A 13,529-nucleotide genomic window follows, 5' to 3' on the forward strand; every position below is an offset into this window, starting at 1 on the left:
ACGAAGCGTCTTCAGTACTCCATCCAGAGCACATCCGACTCACCCGACCGACGATCCACGGCGACGGGCCGCCCAGACGTGCGCGCGTTCGCTCAACTGCCGGAGTAGCCCGACCCGGGCTCGACGTCTGCCATCAGCGCCAGCCGGTCGAGCCCCGCGCTCTTCATGCTGCGACTGGCACGACCGAACAGGTCAAATCGACCGCCCCAGGCGGCGACGCGCATCCCGAAGACCGCACGGTCTCGGTCCTCGGCGCCGCCACCGACCCCGCAACGACCAGGCGCCGGGCTACCGGCATCGCCGCCCACGAGACGCGCCCCGCCGTCGCGGTCCTCGCCCTCGGCGGGACCCCCAGCACCGGCACCATCGACGCCTGGATCGACGCGTCCATGTGATCGACGGCGGAACTCCAGCCACACCAGGCAGTGGCGCGGCTGCGCGACCCGCCACGACACGCTCGCCATCACCGACCGCGCCGCGACCGTCCTGCGGGCATGCATCCGCTTCTGAAGCGACTGGGAGACATGGCGGGCGCCGGGCTAGAGGCCACCGTGCGCTGGGCGTGGCTGCCTGCGCCGGCGGAAAGGAGCCGCGACAAGTGACGTGCCGAAGTGGCCAGTCTCTGGTCGCCTGCCTGGCGGTTCAGCCTCGCTGGAGGGCGCTGGTCGTGTCCGCGCGACGTGCACGCCGCGACCGGACGGCCACGCTCGCAGCGATCGGCAGGACCGACACGAGGACGACGATGACGGCGAGCAGATCGATGTGGTTGCGCACGAGGGGAAGCCCGCCGAGCAGCGTTCCCGCGAGAGTCAGCCCGCCGGCCCAAAGGATGCCGCCGAGGGCATTCCACCGCAGGAACCGCTGGTGGTGCAGCGCCCCGACGCCGGCGGTGAGGGGGACGTACGTGCGCACGACGGGCACGAACCGGCCAAGTACGAGCGCGGCCGGTCCGTAGCGGGTGAAGAAGCGCTCCGCATCCTCGAGCCGGGACGTGCGCAGGACCCGCGCGCCCGGGCGGAACAGGCGGCGCCCGAGGCGGCGCCCGATGGTGTAGCCGACCTGGTCGCCAGCGATCGCGGCCGCCGTCGCGACGGCGGCGATCGTCCAGGGCGAGAAACCGAGCCCGGGCGCGAGGATCGCGGCGGCGACCAGTAGAGAGTCCCCGGGAAGGAACGGGAAGAGCACGCCGGACTCGACGAACACGGTCAGAGCGACGCCGAGCAGCGCCCACGATCCGAACGAGTGGAGCAGGGCGGCGGGGTCGAGTGGTCCTGCGGCTGGCAGAAGCGTGGCAGCGAGCATCGGATGGGGTTCCCTTCGTCACCGCGATGGTCTCGGACGGCGTCCGAAGAAACGTCGAAGGATGCGGCGTGGGCGACCCGCGCCGGGTTCACGCGGACGGGACGGTCAGGACGATCGTCGTGCCGGCGGCGGACGTGCTCGCAACGGCCACTGTCCCTCCGTTGCGAACGGCAAGGTCGCGTATCAGTGCCAGGCCGATCCCGAACCCCGGCCGACGCCCGGTGGTGCCCGGCCTCGACGGCGGTTCCGCATGGGCGAACCGGTCGAACACGCGGGACGGGTCGATCCCGCTGATACCCGAGCCGTGGTCGATCACCACCAGGTCGACGACGCTGCCCCGGCTTGTCAGGCTGACCACGACCTGGGCCCCGTCGTTCGAGTGGTTGACGGCATTGTCCACGAGCGCCGTGACGCAGCGGCGCAGACTCGTCGCGGGCATCGCGACGGCGGCCGCGTCGTCGTGCTCGACCAGGATCGAGATCCCTCGCGGCGCAGCGAGGGCCCGCATCGACTCGACCGCAGCCGTGACCGTGGCTACGGCGTCGGTCGGGGCCGCGGAACCCTCGGCGGTGTCCTCGCCCGCCGCCAGGAGCAGGTCGTTCACGAGATCGACGAGCGTGCGCGAGTCGGTTCGCAGCTCGGCGACGGACCGGCCGACGTCGGTCGTCGGGTCGGTGCGGAGCTGCAGGAGCTGAACGCGGGCGTCCAGCGCCGCGAGCGGCGTGCGCAGCTCGTGGCTCGCGTCAGCGACGAACGTGCGCTGGATGCGCAGCGCGTCGCCGAGCGGGCGCACGGCCCGGCGGGCGATGAGCCAGCTCAGGACGCCCGCCACGACGATCGCGCCCGCCCCGAGAAGCATGAGCGCCACAATCAGCTCCACGGAGTCGACGTAGATGCGCCCCGCGCCGGGCCGTACCGGCTCCAGGAGCTCGCTGGGGCGCGACTGGCGAACGACCACGAGGACGGCACCCGCGACCACGGCCAGCACCAGGACGGACGTCGCGACGGTGATCTGTCGTGTCACTGTCCACGCCGCGCTGCGGACCGCAGCGGCGTCGCCGTCCGTGGCCCGACCGCGACGGAATCGGCGGATCACAGCGTCCCCAGCCGATAGCCCTGGCCACGGACGGTGACGACGATGCTCGGCTCGGTCTTGCGGCGCAGGTAGTGGACGTAAGCGTCGACGGCGCCCACCTGCGCCGCGCCCGCGAACACGGCCTCGGCGACCTGCCCGCGAGAGAACGTGCGGTGCGGCTCGCCGACGAGCAGGCGCAGCAGGTCGTTCTCCTTCGGCGTGAGCACCACGGGCGCGCCATAGGGGGAGTACAAGCAGCGGCTGGCCGGGTAGTAGTCCCAGACGCCGATCGGGACGGCATCGGACTCCTCGCCGAACGTGCGCCGCAGCGCGCGCAGGCGCGCGAGCAGCTCGTCGAAGTCGAACGGCTTGACCAGGTAGTCGTTCGCACCGGCATCGAGGCCGGCTACCTTGTCCGGGACGGTGCCCAGCGCCGTGAGCACAAGGATCGGTGTGGCGATGCCGGCCCGCCGGATCGCGGCCACGACCTCGATGCCGTCGAGGCCCGGCAGCCTGCGGTCCACGACCATCGCGTCGAACACCCCGCCGAGCGCCGCGTCCAGACCAGCCGCGCCGTCGACGCACAGGGTGACGTCGTACGTGTCCGACAGGTAGTCGGTCATGACGGGACCCAGACGCGGGTCGTCCTCGATCAGCAGCAAGCGCGGTGCCGGGCCGGCCGTTCGGGGAGTGACGTCGTTCATGGGGCCGAGCGTGCACCATCGCGTCGAAGAAACAACGAAGGACCATCTGTGACGCGGGTGGACCATGAGCCACCCTCCTTCGAAGATTCTTCGCGCCCGGCCGCGAGGCTGACGCGCATGAATCTGCTGTCCGCGATCCTGCTCGGCGTCGTCGAGGGTGTGACCGAGTTCCTCCCCGTGTCCTCCACAGGCCACCTGACGATCACCGAGAGGCTGCTCGGTCTGCCGATCAACGACGCCGGTGTTACCGCGTTCACCGCGATCGTGCAGATCGGGGCGGTTGCCGCTGTCGTGTCCTACTTCCGGCGCGACATCGTCCACCTCGCCGCGACAGGGGTGCGCGGTCTGCGGGATGCCAGCGCCCGCGGGACCGACTACCGGCTCGCGTGGTGGGTGGTCGTCGGGTCGGTCCCGGTGGGTGTCGTCGGGCTCGCGACCCGGCACGTCGTCTCTGGACCGCTGCGCAACCTGTGGGTGGTCGTCGCGGCGCTCGCCGGCTGGAGCGTCGTCATGTGGCTGGCCGAGCGTGCGGCGACGCTGAACCGGACCGAGGGAGACCTCACGCTCACCGACGCCGTCGTGATCGGGCTGGTGCAGTGCCTGGCCCTGGTGCCGGGTGTGTCCCGCTCGGGCGCCACCATCAGTGCCGGACTCTTCCGTGGCCTGGACCGCGTGGTCGCCACACGCGTCTCGTTCTTCCTGTCGATCCCTGCGCTGGTGGCCGCCGGCGGGTACGAGGCAGCCGCCAGCGCTTCAGACGTCGGCGCGTCGGTCGGCTGGGGTGCCACCGTTCTCGCGACGCTCGTGAGCTTCGCCGTCGCCTACGCGTCGATCGCGTGGCTCCTCCGGTTGGTCGTGCACCGCCCGATCAGCGTGTTCGCCGGGTACCGGGTCGGTCTTGCCACCGCGGTCGCGGTGCTGCTCAGCACCGGCGCCCTCAGCGCGACATGACCCGACGCACACTCCACCCCCGGCGCACGTCGGCGTACCGACCGGCGTCAGGATGTGGCCATGACTGAGACGCTCGTCCGTGCCGTGGCCGGAGTAGCACTCCTGGTCGTGATCACGGCGACGGTGCTGTGGTGGGCGCGGGTGCCGCGACCGTGGGCGCCTGGCAAGGCCGTGCTGCGCGGCACCCTGCAGCTCGCCGCGATCAGCCTGGTGCTGCGCGGCGTCATCGGCGACGCACGCTGGGTGGCCCTGGCGATGACCGTGATGTTCGCCGTCGCGTCCGTCACCGTGGCACGCCGTCTCGGACTGGGCCCGTCACGAGCCGTTCCCGTCGTCGCAGCGATGGGCGTCGGCGTGGCCGTTGCACTCGGCACGGCGTTCGGCACCGGCGCCATCGACGCGACACCCCGGTACACGCTCGCGCTCGGAGGCATCGTCATCGGCGGGTCCATGACGACGGCCACGCTCGCGGGACGCCGGCTGGCATCGAGTCTCCGCCTGCGCTGGGCCGAGGTCGAAGCCTGGCTCGCACTCGGGGCCACACGCCGACAGGCGACGGCGGTCATCGCACGCGAGTCTGTCGCCGAGGCCCTCGTCCCGGCCATCGACCAGACCCGCACCACCGGGCTGGTCACCTTGCCGGGGGCGTTCGTCGGCGCGATCTTCGGTGGCGCATCTCCGGTCGAGGCCGGACGCTTCCAGATCGTCGTGCTTGCTGCCATTCTCGCTGCAGGGGCCGTGACTGCCGTCCTGCTACTGACCGCCATCGCGCCGACCCCGACCAGACCTATGGCACCCCCGGGCTGAGCAGGCCCACTGCAATCTGGACAGCGCCTCCGCGACGCACACTCAGCCCAAATCCACCGCTCGGCGGCTGTCCGGGTGGGTCTGTCTTGTGCCCGAGAGCCGCGGGTGTGGCCGCTGATCTGCGAAAATGGGTACCTCTGGCATGGACTGGTCCGCGGTGAAGCCCTGTCACCTTGTGGGTGAAGAGGCTTCGGGCAGGCGATCGCGGCACTGGCGGTGCGGCAGGCTCTCGCCTCAGGTTGCCCAGTCGCTCTTGACGGATCATCTGAAGGCCGAGGTCGACCAGCGCGAGCGGACAACTGGCTGACCGCCACCGCGCCCGAGCGATCTCCCGCTTGTCGAACCGTTCGGTCAGCGTCAGCACGGCATCGGGCGGGCCGCGTGTCGGAGACTCGACCATGCTCCGTTCGATGCGCCGTCCGCCCATCCGCCTTCCTCGACTCGCCGCAGCCCTGCTTGTTCTGTGCACGCTGTCGTTCGGTCTTGCCTCCCCTGCGGCGGCATCTGCGCCGGAAGTGATGCCCTTGAGTTCGGCTTCGTGTGCTGCCGGTCGCTTCTGCCTGTGGTCGGGCAGCATGTATGCCGGTACGTTCTACGGCACGACTGGCAACCAGAACGTGACTGGATTGTCGAGCGCAAAGTCGGTGTGGAACCGGTCTGGGCGAGCCGTCCGCGTGTTCTCGGGTGCTGCGGGCACCGGCACGTCCCAGTGCTTCGCGGCCGGGGTGCAGTCTGCGTCGGTGTCGGTGCCCGCCGGATCGGTGCGGTTCTTGACCACGACGTCGTGCTAGATCGCTTCCGTCACGGCCCTGGTCCTCAGACTGAGTTCGACGGTTTCGAGGAGTTTGCGCGTTGCGTGTACTCCTGTCTTCACGGGTACGTGCTGCGCCAGGTCGGCCCGAACGATGTCGACGACGTCGTCTCTGAGGCACTCACGGTGGCGTGGCGTCGCTGGGGCGACCGCCCGCCAACGGGGGACCGGTGCCGGGCGTGGGTGTTCGGGATCGCCCACAAGAAGGTCCTCGAGTTGTACCGCGCCCGCGACCGGGACCGGTGCGTCGTGGATGCCGTCGCGGCCCAGCCGCCTGGCGCGTCTGCGGCCGTCGACGACGTCGTGGCCACGGACCGGGTGCAGCGCTGGCTCGGCGAGTTGCCCGTGCATGAACGGGCGTCGGTGTACCTGGTGGCGATCTGCGGGTTCACCCTCGCCGAGGTGGGGATGATCCTGGGGCACCCGACCTCGACGATCAGTGCGCGGGTCACCCGCGCGCTGCGGCGGATGCGCCCGCTCGCCGACACCGAGATGGCATCCGGCGACACCGAGATGGCGCTGGTCAACACGCAGATGGAAGGGAGCGGTCGTGGCCTCGGACGATGAGCAGGTTGTCGCCGAGCTGCGCGCGCTCCTTCGCGAGCAAGGCGTGTTGCCGTTGCCTGCCGAGCACCTCCCGGACCCCGACGACGTCGAGCGGATGCTGTGGCGGATCCGGGCCGCCGATCGGCGCCGCAAGGTCACGCGGGGGCGTGGCTGGCGTCGGCGGCCGCCGTGGTGACTGCGGTCACGCTCGCGATGACCATGGTGTTCGGGTCGGCTCCTGCGATGGCGTTCCCGGCGCCCCTGGAGTACACCATCGCTACCCCGCAGGGCGCGGCTGATGCTCCCGGCGCACACGAGGAGCTCCGCGAGGCGGCGCTAGCCGCACGGAACTACCCGCTGTCGGGCACGGGCGACGTGCACTATGTCGCACGTTCGGGATGGCTGATGTCCGTGGACGCGGGCGACGACGTCGAGGCCGACCTGGTCCCGACCGTCACGCAAATGTGGCTGGGACCAGACGGGTCGGCCCGCATGGACCAGTCACGCGGCGCCCCCTCGACCTGGACGGTCTGCTCAAGTCGACCGACACCCCAGCACCGGGTGTCCTGGAGTCCACCGACACCGCCGAAGCAGGGACCTTCGACCCGCACCTGCCCGACACGCTGCCCCGCGACCCGCAGACCCTTCGAGTAGCCCTCCTGGACCGTTCGGCGTTGCCTGCCACCGCAAGCGCTGCGGAGCGAGCCTGGACACTCGCCGCCCAGATCGCGGACCTTCATGGTCTTTACGTCATCCCGTCCGACCTCGCCGCCGCCATGTGGGAGGTCCTCGCCGACGAGCCCGCTGTCCGTCTCCTCGGGCTCACCACGGCACGCGACGGGCGACCCGCTCACGGGTTCGCCATCGCCTGGGACCGGCCCGACACGGGCGCGCACCAGGTCTTCGTGCTCCACGTCTCGACGACCACCGGTCAGCTCATTGGCACCGAGACCATCACCGTCACCGACCCGGCACTCGACGTCACGGAACCCACGGTGACCGGGTTCGAGGTCTGGCTGAGCACCGGGATGGTCGACACGATCGGGACACCCGGCCCGTGATGTGACGCACGCCATACGGAATCCTGCGTAAATCCGAGGCCCAGATGTCACGTACAGGGTGAGCGGGCCAACCGGCCACGCTCACACCGGGTCAGATACCCGGCGTCACTCGGCAAGGAGGGACAGCAATGAGCACCATCAAGAGACCGCTGCTCCGGAAGCCCCAACTCGTCGTTCTCGATGGAAGTCAAACTCTCCACCTCCCGCAACAAGATCAACTCCATCGTCAACAACGGCACCAAGAAGATGGCGTACTTCTACGACAACTTGGACTACAGCGGAGCCGTCGTCTTCCTGGGCAACCCGGTGATCGGGGGCCAGTGGCGGGATCCGAACCTCTCGAACGGGACGGACGCGACCCCGATCGCGTTCGCCAACCGGATCGAGTCTGCCCGGTTCCAGTAGGAGTCGGCCCAGGAAGAGGACAAGCAAAGACATGACACGGCACAGAGTCCCGGCCATTCTCGTGATGGCTGGGGCTCTGCTCGCAGGCGGTCTGATCACCGCGTGCGAGCAGAGTCCCGCATCGAGCAGCGAAGCTCTCACGGCCCAAGAGGTGGCGGCCCGCTACGGCTATGACATCGACCGTGAGACGACAACCCCCGTGTACGCGCTGGTCCCGCAGTTTCGTGATCCTGACGACATCTACGCCCGGGAGTTGCTCGGACGCGAGTGCCTGGCCGGGGTGGTCGAGTACCGTCCCTCTCGGCCCGGTGAGGACACGAACCCCACATTCGACGAACGCACGATGCAGATCGTGTTCACCGAGGAGATCGCACAGCAGTTCGGCTACCCGCAACTACGGACGATCCCGCAGCCCGACACTGCCATACCTGACTCGGTCACGATCACCGCTGAGATTCAGGCCCGGATGGTCGAGTGCGGGCAGCGAGCCGATGAGCGACTTGGCGTCGCTCCGCAGCGACTGCTCAACGCCATCGAAGCCACGGCCTGGATGGGGGTCGAGGACGACGACGCTGTGGCTCAGGCGACCACCCGATGGCGCGAGTGCATGGCTCCCGTTGGCCTGATCGACCTTCCGGATCGGCCTCAGCTCATGCCTACTGACTCGATCAGGAACGCTGCATCGCCGACGGGTCAGGACGAGTCGGACAGCGGTTCGGTCGCTGCCTCCGAGTGGGAACGCGGCATCGCAGTAGCTGACGCGCACTGCCGCACTACAAGCGGATACGACCGGGCGGTGCACGTCTCGCGGACAACCGCGGAACTGGCGGCCATCGGCGCCGACATCGAGGGGTTCGAGGCTGCCCGCGCGGAGTATGTCGAGTATCAGAAGGGCGTCGACGCCGTCATTGCGGAGCTCGGTGGTTGAGCTGTGGGCGACCCGGGCGGGCCCTGTCGGCGTGACGAGGGAGAGTTGAGTGCGTAGGTGGTTGGTGGCGCTCTTGGCGCTCGTCGTTGTCGGGGTGGGGGCGTGGGCTGCGGCGGCCCGCTTGGAGTCGCCTGATCAGGCGGCGGCGAACGCTCAGCCGCCTGCCCCGGCCCCGCTGACTGCCGTCGTGCGGGCCGGGTACTTGCACGGCGCGGTCACGATCGCGGTGACGGTGGAGCCGCAGCAGGTGCGTTCGCAGGTGGCGCCTGCGGCGCTCACGGGAGTGGTCACCGCCCAGGTGGTCGCCCCTGGTGATGTGCTGCGGCCCGGTGCTCCTGTACTGCGGGTGGATGGTCGGCCGTTGTTCGTGCTGCCGGGCGACTTCCCGTTGTACCGCGACATCGAGCCGGGTGATCAAGGCGATGATGTCGCCGCGTTGCAGGAAGGGCTGCGTGCTGCCGGGTTCTTCGCGGGGCGCACCGACGGGAGTTACGGGCCGCGGACGCAGGCGGCGGTCAAGGCGATGTACCAGGCTGCGGGGTACGAGGTGCCGCGGGCCACTGTGGAGGTCCCCGTCCCGCCCGCCGCTGACCCTCAAGCCGGCGCTGCGGCGGGCGGCGGCGACGCCGCGGAGGCCGAGGGCGTTCCGGCTGACGCCGTCCCGGCCGACGTCCCGGACCCGGCCGGGACGCGCACGGTGCCGGGCGGGCCGCGGGTGCTGCGCTCTGAGGTGCTCATGGTTGGCGGGCTGCCCGCGACGGTGCGGTCGTTGGCCGCTGTGGGCTCACAGCTGGCTGAAGGTGCCGCGGTCTTCGACGTCACCGTCGGGGACCTTGTCCTTGCCACGACCGTGCCGGGGGCGTCGGCTGGTGTGCTCGCTGTCGGTGCCGAGGCCGTGTTCGCCGGCGACGAGGGGGATGCCAGGGCGAGTGTCACGGCTATCGACCACGACGCGGAGACTGGTGATGCGCGCATCGTGCTGACCGTGTCCGAGGGCGTCATCAGTGCGGGCATCACCTACACGGTGACCATCGAGAACCCCGCAGGTGAGGATGAGGCCGGGTTGCTCGTGCCTGTGACCGCCGTCGTCTCGCGCGGCGGGGTGTCCAGCGTGTACGTCGCCGACGGGGACTCGTTCCGGGAGGTGGCCGTGACGGTCGCGGGGCAACAGGGCGGGGTGGCCGCGGTGGAGGCGCTCGACCCGGATGCCGGGCTGGTAGCGGGGGCGAGCGTGCGGATCGGCCCGGAAGCCGCAGGTGCTCCCGCGGACACGGCGGACGCCACCGATGGGTGAGGCACGCGGCGCCGACCTCGGCGAGGGTTGCCGCCAGGTACGGGCGGTGGACCAGGCGAGCGAAGCACTGATCCGGCTCGACGGTGTCACACGGCGCTTCGGGCAGGACACGGTCGCGCTGGACCGCGTGAGCCTGACAATCGCCCCTGGTGAGACCGTGGCGATCGTGGGGCGCTCGGGCAGCGGGAAGAGCACTCTGCTCAACATCCTCGGCCTGCTCGACGCCCCGGACGAGGGCACGGTCGTCGTCGACGGGCAGCCGCTGACCCGCACCGACGACGCGACCCGCACCGCGTGGCGGGCGGCGGCGCTCGGGTTCGTCTTCCAGCGCTCGCACCTCATCGGCGGGCTCAGCGTCCGCGAGAACGTCGCACTCGGGCTGCGCTACGCCGCCACCTGGGACGGCGACGAACGATCCCTCACCTCCCGCGTCGACGCCGCACTGGCCGACGTCGACCTCGGCCACCGCGCCGACGCGCGCGCCTCGACCCTGTCCGGTGGGGAGATGCAGCGGGCAGCCATCGCGCGCACGCTGGTGCGCGGAGCCCGGCTGTGGCTGGCCGACGAGCCCACCGGGAACCTCGACACCACGCAGTCCGCCGAGATCATCGAGCTGCTGCGCCTGCGCGCCCGCCAGCACGGCGCAGCGCTCGTCGTCGTCACCCATGAGCCCGACATCGCCGCCCTGCTGGACCGTGTGATCACGCTCAGCGACGGACGGGTGGTGTCGGACACCGGTGACCGCACCGGGGGCGCGCGGCACGAGAAGGTGCTGGCCTCATCGGGCGTCGTCCCCGAGCGCCACGCGGCCCTGCCCGCCGGTGCGAGAACGTCTCGCAGGATCCGTCGGCAGGTCGCCCGCACGGCACGCTTCGTGCGGCAGGGCTTCGCGGCGGGGCCGGGACGGACGCGGGCCGGGATGCTCGCCGCTGCCCTCGCCGTCGCCCTCACGGTGACCGCACTCGGGCTCTCGCAGAGCGCGGCCACCCAGGTCACGGCCATGTTCGACGCTCGCCGCGCCTCGCAGGTGACCGCGACGTTCACCCACGACACCGGCACCCCGCGCTGGGACCTCGACATCGACTCGGTGCGCGCCTTCCCCGGCGTGACGGCAGCCGAGCGGTGGCGGCAATGGGACTTCATCGCGATGAGCAACGGCGAGGTAGCCGCCACCGACGCCCAGCTCAACGCCGTCGACGCGACCCCGGCGTCGGGCTCGGACGCGCGGATCCGCTGGGCCACCTCGGCCGACACGCATCTGCGGCCCGGGGAGGTCGTGCTCGGCAAAGTCCTGGCCGAACGGCTCGGCGTCACACAGCTCGACCTCAGCCCCGAGATCACCATCGCCGGCCAACGGCTGCGCGTGTCCGGGATCCTCACCGAAGCCCGTCCCGGGACCGCCGTCGGCGCCGCCTTCGTCACCCCGGACACCGTCTCCGGGCTGCCACCGTCCTACACCACCACGGTGTTCGCCCTCACCGAGCCCGGCGCCGCCAGCCTGCTCGCCACCCGGATCGGCCTGCTCGCCGACCCCTTCGAAGAGCATCGCCTGACCGTCGACCCCGTACTCGGCGCAGACGCCTACCGCGGCCAGCTCGAAGCATCGGTGTCCGTGGCCCTGCAGGTGCTGGCCGTCGTCGCGTCCCTCGCCGGACTCGCCGGGGTGGTCCTCGTCAACATCTTGTCGGTGACGAGCCGAATCCCGGAGTTCGGGCTACGCCGAGCACTGGGATCCAGGCGCGGCGAACTCGTCGGGCTGGTCGTCGCCGAATGCGGGGTGCTCGGGCTGCTCGGTGCCGGACTCGGGTTCGCGGTCGGGTTCGCCGCCATCATGGTCGTCACCGCCGTCGCCCGCTGGCAGCCGGTCTTCGACCCCAAGTTGGCGCTCATCCCCCTCGCCGCGGTGCTTGTCTTCTCGCTCGCCGCTGCGTCCTTCCCGGCCGTCATCGCCGCCCGCACCCAGCCCGCCGACGCCGTCCGCATCTGACCGTCGAACCGGACGGATTGCGTTAGCTTCAGCCCCGATCCGCGGCGGGTCCGTGGACGGTGTGGCGCGCCGGGCCTAGATCGCCGGAGTGCCCCGCTGACTGGGATGATGTTGGTTGCGAAGACAGCATCAGTCCAAGCAGAGGGGCACCCGGTAAGTGAGAGCATGCCACGGCGTCGTGCCGGTGTTCGACGATCCCAAACTCGTGTCCGCAGCAGGCCTGGTACCGGTGCTGGAACTGGCCGAGTCGGCCGGGTTGTCCGAGGCGATCGACGAGGCGTGCACGCTGCCGGCCGCGAACCTGGCGGCGAAGGTGCGCACGGTGGTTGCGGGGATGCTGGCCGGGGCGGACAGCATCGATGACCTGAACCTGCTGCGCGCGGGTGGCACCGCCCGGGTGCTGGGTCCGGTGCGGGCGCCGTCGACGATCGGGACTTTCCTGCGTTCGTTCACCCACGGGCACGTGCTGCAACTGCACGCCGCGCACCGTCGCCTGCTGGGCGGGCTTGCCGCGAAGGTCCCCGCCCTGGTCGGGGAGGACGACCTGGTGTTCGTCGACGTGGACGACACGATCCGCGAGGTCCACGGGTACGCCAAGGATGGTGCCGGGTTCGGGTATTCCGGGGTGCGCGGGCTGAACGCGATGATCACGACGATCAGCACGCCGTCCACGGCGCCGCTGATCGCGGAGTGCTCGCTGCGTCAGGGGTCGACGAGGTCGGGCAAGAGCGCCGACTGGCACCTCAAGCGAACCCTGACGACCGTCAAGGCGGTGACCGGCCCCGCCCAGCGGGTGTGGGTGCGCGGGGACTCCGCGTTCGCCACGGCCAAGAACGTCGCAGCCGCGCTCAAGGCGGGGGCGTGGTTCTCCTTCACGATCCCGGCGTGGAGGACCGTGACCACGGCGATCTCCCAGATCCCCGAGCAGGCGTGGACCGCGATCCAGTACCCGAACGCGATCCTCGACGAGGAGACCGGGCAGTGGGTCTCCGAGGCCGAGGTCGCCGAGACCTCGTTCACCGCGTTCGTCTCCAAGAAGAAGTCCGAGCAGGTGGTCTGCCGGCTGGTCGTGCGGCGTGTGAAGCGGCTCGGGCAGGCGCCCGCCACCGGGCAGGGCGAACTGTTCGACGTCTACCGCCACCACGCCTTCATCACCAACACCACCCTGCCCGCGGTAGAAGCAGACCGGTATCACCGAGGGCATGCGATCGTCGAGCAGGTCATCGCCGAGCTCAAGGCCGGCCCCCTGGCCCACCTGCCCTCGGGGAAGTTCGCCGCGAACGCCGCCTGGCTCGCCTTCGCGGCCATGGCGTTCAACATCTCCCGCGCCGCGGCCGTCGCCGCCGGCACGGGCAAGGCCCGCATGGCCACCATGCTCCGCACGATCATCTCCACCCCGGCCCGCCTCGCGGCCACCGGGAGGCGGCTGGTCATGCACCTCCCCGACCGGTGGCCCTGGCAGGCCGCGTGGACCAGCCTGTGGGACCACGCCGTCGGCCCACCCGCCCCAGCAACGTCCTGACCACCCAGCCCCGACGGGCACGACCGGAGAACCGCAGTGGAAGAGCCGTCCAGAGCGGCGGGTTCCGCACGCCCATCTCCGGTTATCCACAACCACGCTCCCCGAAACGCCACCGACGACCATCAAGAACCATCGA

At 70.7% G+C, this 13,529-nt stretch carries 15 protein-coding genes; 11 read left to right on the forward strand and 4 right to left on the reverse strand.

Going from position 1 to position 13,529, the window contains the following annotated elements; all coding sequences use genetic code 11:
* Nucleotides 1-92: 92 nt before the first annotated feature.
* The 4 genes from ET495_RS08140 to ET495_RS08155 form a co-directional block, all read right to left on the reverse strand.
* A complete protein-coding gene (locus ET495_RS08140) occupies nucleotides 93-500 on the reverse strand; it encodes a hypothetical protein (protein ID WP_129204111.1) in 408 nt (135 codons plus the stop codon).
* 142 nt (nucleotides 501-642) lie between these two features.
* Nucleotides 643-1,302, reverse strand: a complete 660-nt coding sequence (locus ET495_RS08145; protein ID WP_129204113.1) for a DedA family protein — start codon at nucleotides 1,300-1,302, stop codon at nucleotides 643-645.
* 88 nt (nucleotides 1,303-1,390) lie between these two features.
* Entirely contained in the window at nucleotides 1,391-2,326 is a 936-nt protein-coding gene (locus tag ET495_RS08150; protein ID WP_129204115.1) for a sensor histidine kinase, read from the reverse strand.
* Nucleotides 2,327-2,394: 68 nt separating this feature from the next.
* Complete coding sequence (locus ET495_RS08155; RefSeq protein WP_129204117.1) at nucleotides 2,395-3,081, reverse strand: response regulator transcription factor; 687 nt, start codon at nucleotides 3,079-3,081, stop codon at nucleotides 2,395-2,397.
* A 117-nt stretch (nucleotides 3,082-3,198) separates the two neighbouring features.
* Here ET495_RS08155 and ET495_RS08160 point away from each other — a divergent pair, with 117 nt between their 5' ends.
* The 11 genes from ET495_RS08160 (at nucleotide 3,199) to ET495_RS08210 (ending at nucleotide 13,393) form a co-directional block, all read left to right on the forward strand.
* A complete protein-coding gene (locus ET495_RS08160) occupies nucleotides 3,199-4,032 on the forward strand; it encodes an undecaprenyl-diphosphate phosphatase (protein ID WP_129204119.1) in 834 nt (277 codons plus the stop codon).
* A 60-nt stretch (nucleotides 4,033-4,092) separates the two neighbouring features.
* The gene (locus tag ET495_RS08165; protein ID WP_129204121.1) at nucleotides 4,093-4,839 is read left to right on the forward strand and encodes an ABC transporter permease; all 747 of its coding nucleotides are present in this window, start codon (nucleotides 4,093-4,095) and stop codon (nucleotides 4,837-4,839) included.
* A gap of 575 nt (nucleotides 4,840-5,414) precedes the next feature.
* The gene (locus tag ET495_RS19675; RefSeq protein ID WP_425356581.1) at nucleotides 5,415-5,630 is read left to right on the forward strand and encodes a hypothetical protein; all 216 of its coding nucleotides are present in this window, start codon (nucleotides 5,415-5,417) and stop codon (nucleotides 5,628-5,630) included.
* Nucleotides 5,631-5,695: 65 nt separating this feature from the next.
* Entirely contained in the window at nucleotides 5,696-6,217 is a 522-nt protein-coding gene (locus tag ET495_RS17625) for an RNA polymerase sigma factor (RefSeq protein ID WP_162616409.1), read from the forward strand.
* Nucleotides 6,201-6,392: a hypothetical protein gene (locus ET495_RS08180; RefSeq protein WP_129188767.1), complete on the forward strand. Its 192-nt coding sequence runs from the start codon at nucleotides 6,201-6,203 to the stop codon at nucleotides 6,390-6,392. The genes ET495_RS17625 and ET495_RS08180 overlap by 17 nt, the downstream gene beginning before the upstream one ends.
* 268 nt (nucleotides 6,393-6,660) lie before the next feature.
* Nucleotides 6,661-7,257, forward strand: coding sequence for a hypothetical protein (locus tag ET495_RS08185; protein ID WP_129204123.1), 597 nt, complete (start codon nucleotides 6,661-6,663; stop codon nucleotides 7,255-7,257).
* A 180-nt stretch (nucleotides 7,258-7,437) separates the two neighbouring features.
* Nucleotides 7,438-7,662 (forward strand): hypothetical protein, encoded by a 225-nt coding sequence (locus tag ET495_RS08190; protein ID WP_129204125.1) that lies wholly within the window; start codon nucleotides 7,438-7,440, stop codon nucleotides 7,660-7,662.
* A gap of 64 nt (nucleotides 7,663-7,726) precedes the next feature.
* Complete coding sequence (locus ET495_RS08195; protein WP_129186046.1) at nucleotides 7,727-8,590, forward strand: hypothetical protein; 864 nt, start codon at nucleotides 7,727-7,729, stop codon at nucleotides 8,588-8,590.
* 73 nt (nucleotides 8,591-8,663) lie between these two features.
* On the forward strand, nucleotides 8,664-9,884 hold the full coding sequence (locus tag ET495_RS08200; protein WP_162616410.1) for a peptidoglycan-binding protein: 1,221 nt from the start codon (nucleotides 8,664-8,666) through the stop codon (nucleotides 9,882-9,884).
* Nucleotides 9,877-11,871, forward strand: coding sequence for an ABC transporter ATP-binding protein/permease (locus ET495_RS08205; protein ID WP_129186048.1), 1,995 nt, complete (start codon nucleotides 9,877-9,879; stop codon nucleotides 11,869-11,871). Before ET495_RS08200 ends, ET495_RS08205 begins: the two co-directional genes overlap by 8 nt.
* Nucleotides 11,872-12,028: 157 nt before the next feature.
* Nucleotides 12,029-13,393, forward strand: a complete 1,365-nt coding sequence (locus tag ET495_RS08210; RefSeq protein WP_425471222.1) for an IS1380 family transposase — start codon at nucleotides 12,029-12,031, stop codon at nucleotides 13,391-13,393.
* Nucleotides 13,394-13,529 lie beyond the last annotated feature (136 nt).

Origin of the sequence: Xylanimonas allomyrinae, assembly GCF_004135345.1 — a bacterium.
Classification (GTDB): Bacteria; Actinomycetota; Actinomycetes; order Actinomycetales; family Cellulomonadaceae; genus Xylanimonas; species Xylanimonas allomyrinae.

What these genes read in the sequence shown, in the direction of transcription:
- ET495_RS08205 (WP_129186048.1), top strand. Translation starts at nt 9,877, where the DNA reads ATGGGTGAGGCACGCGGCGCCGACCTCGGCGAGGGTTGCCGCCAGGTA.
- ET495_RS08165 (WP_129204121.1), top strand. Translation starts at nt 4,093, where the DNA reads ATGACTGAGACGCTCGTCCGTGCCGTGGCCGGAGTAGCACTCCTGGTC.
- ET495_RS08140 (WP_129204111.1), bottom strand. Translation starts at nt 500, where the DNA reads ATGCATGCCCGCAGGACGGTCGCGGCGCGGTCGGTGATGGCGAGCGTG.
- ET495_RS08160 (WP_129204119.1), top strand. Translation starts at nt 3,199, where the DNA reads ATGAATCTGCTGTCCGCGATCCTGCTCGGCGTCGTCGAGGGTGTGACC.
- ET495_RS08190 (WP_129204125.1), top strand. Translation starts at nt 7,438, where the DNA reads ATGGAAGTCAAACTCTCCACCTCCCGCAACAAGATCAACTCCATCGTC.
- ET495_RS08145 (WP_129204113.1), bottom strand. Translation starts at nt 1,302, where the DNA reads ATGCTCGCTGCCACGCTTCTGCCAGCCGCAGGACCACTCGACCCCGCC.
- ET495_RS08155 (WP_129204117.1), bottom strand. Translation starts at nt 3,081, where the DNA reads ATGAACGACGTCACTCCCCGAACGGCCGGCCCGGCACCGCGCTTGCTG.
- ET495_RS19675 (WP_425356581.1), top strand. Translation starts at nt 5,415, where the DNA reads ATGTATGCCGGTACGTTCTACGGCACGACTGGCAACCAGAACGTGACT.
- ET495_RS08195 (WP_129186046.1), top strand. Translation starts at nt 7,727, where the DNA reads ATGGCTGGGGCTCTGCTCGCAGGCGGTCTGATCACCGCGTGCGAGCAG.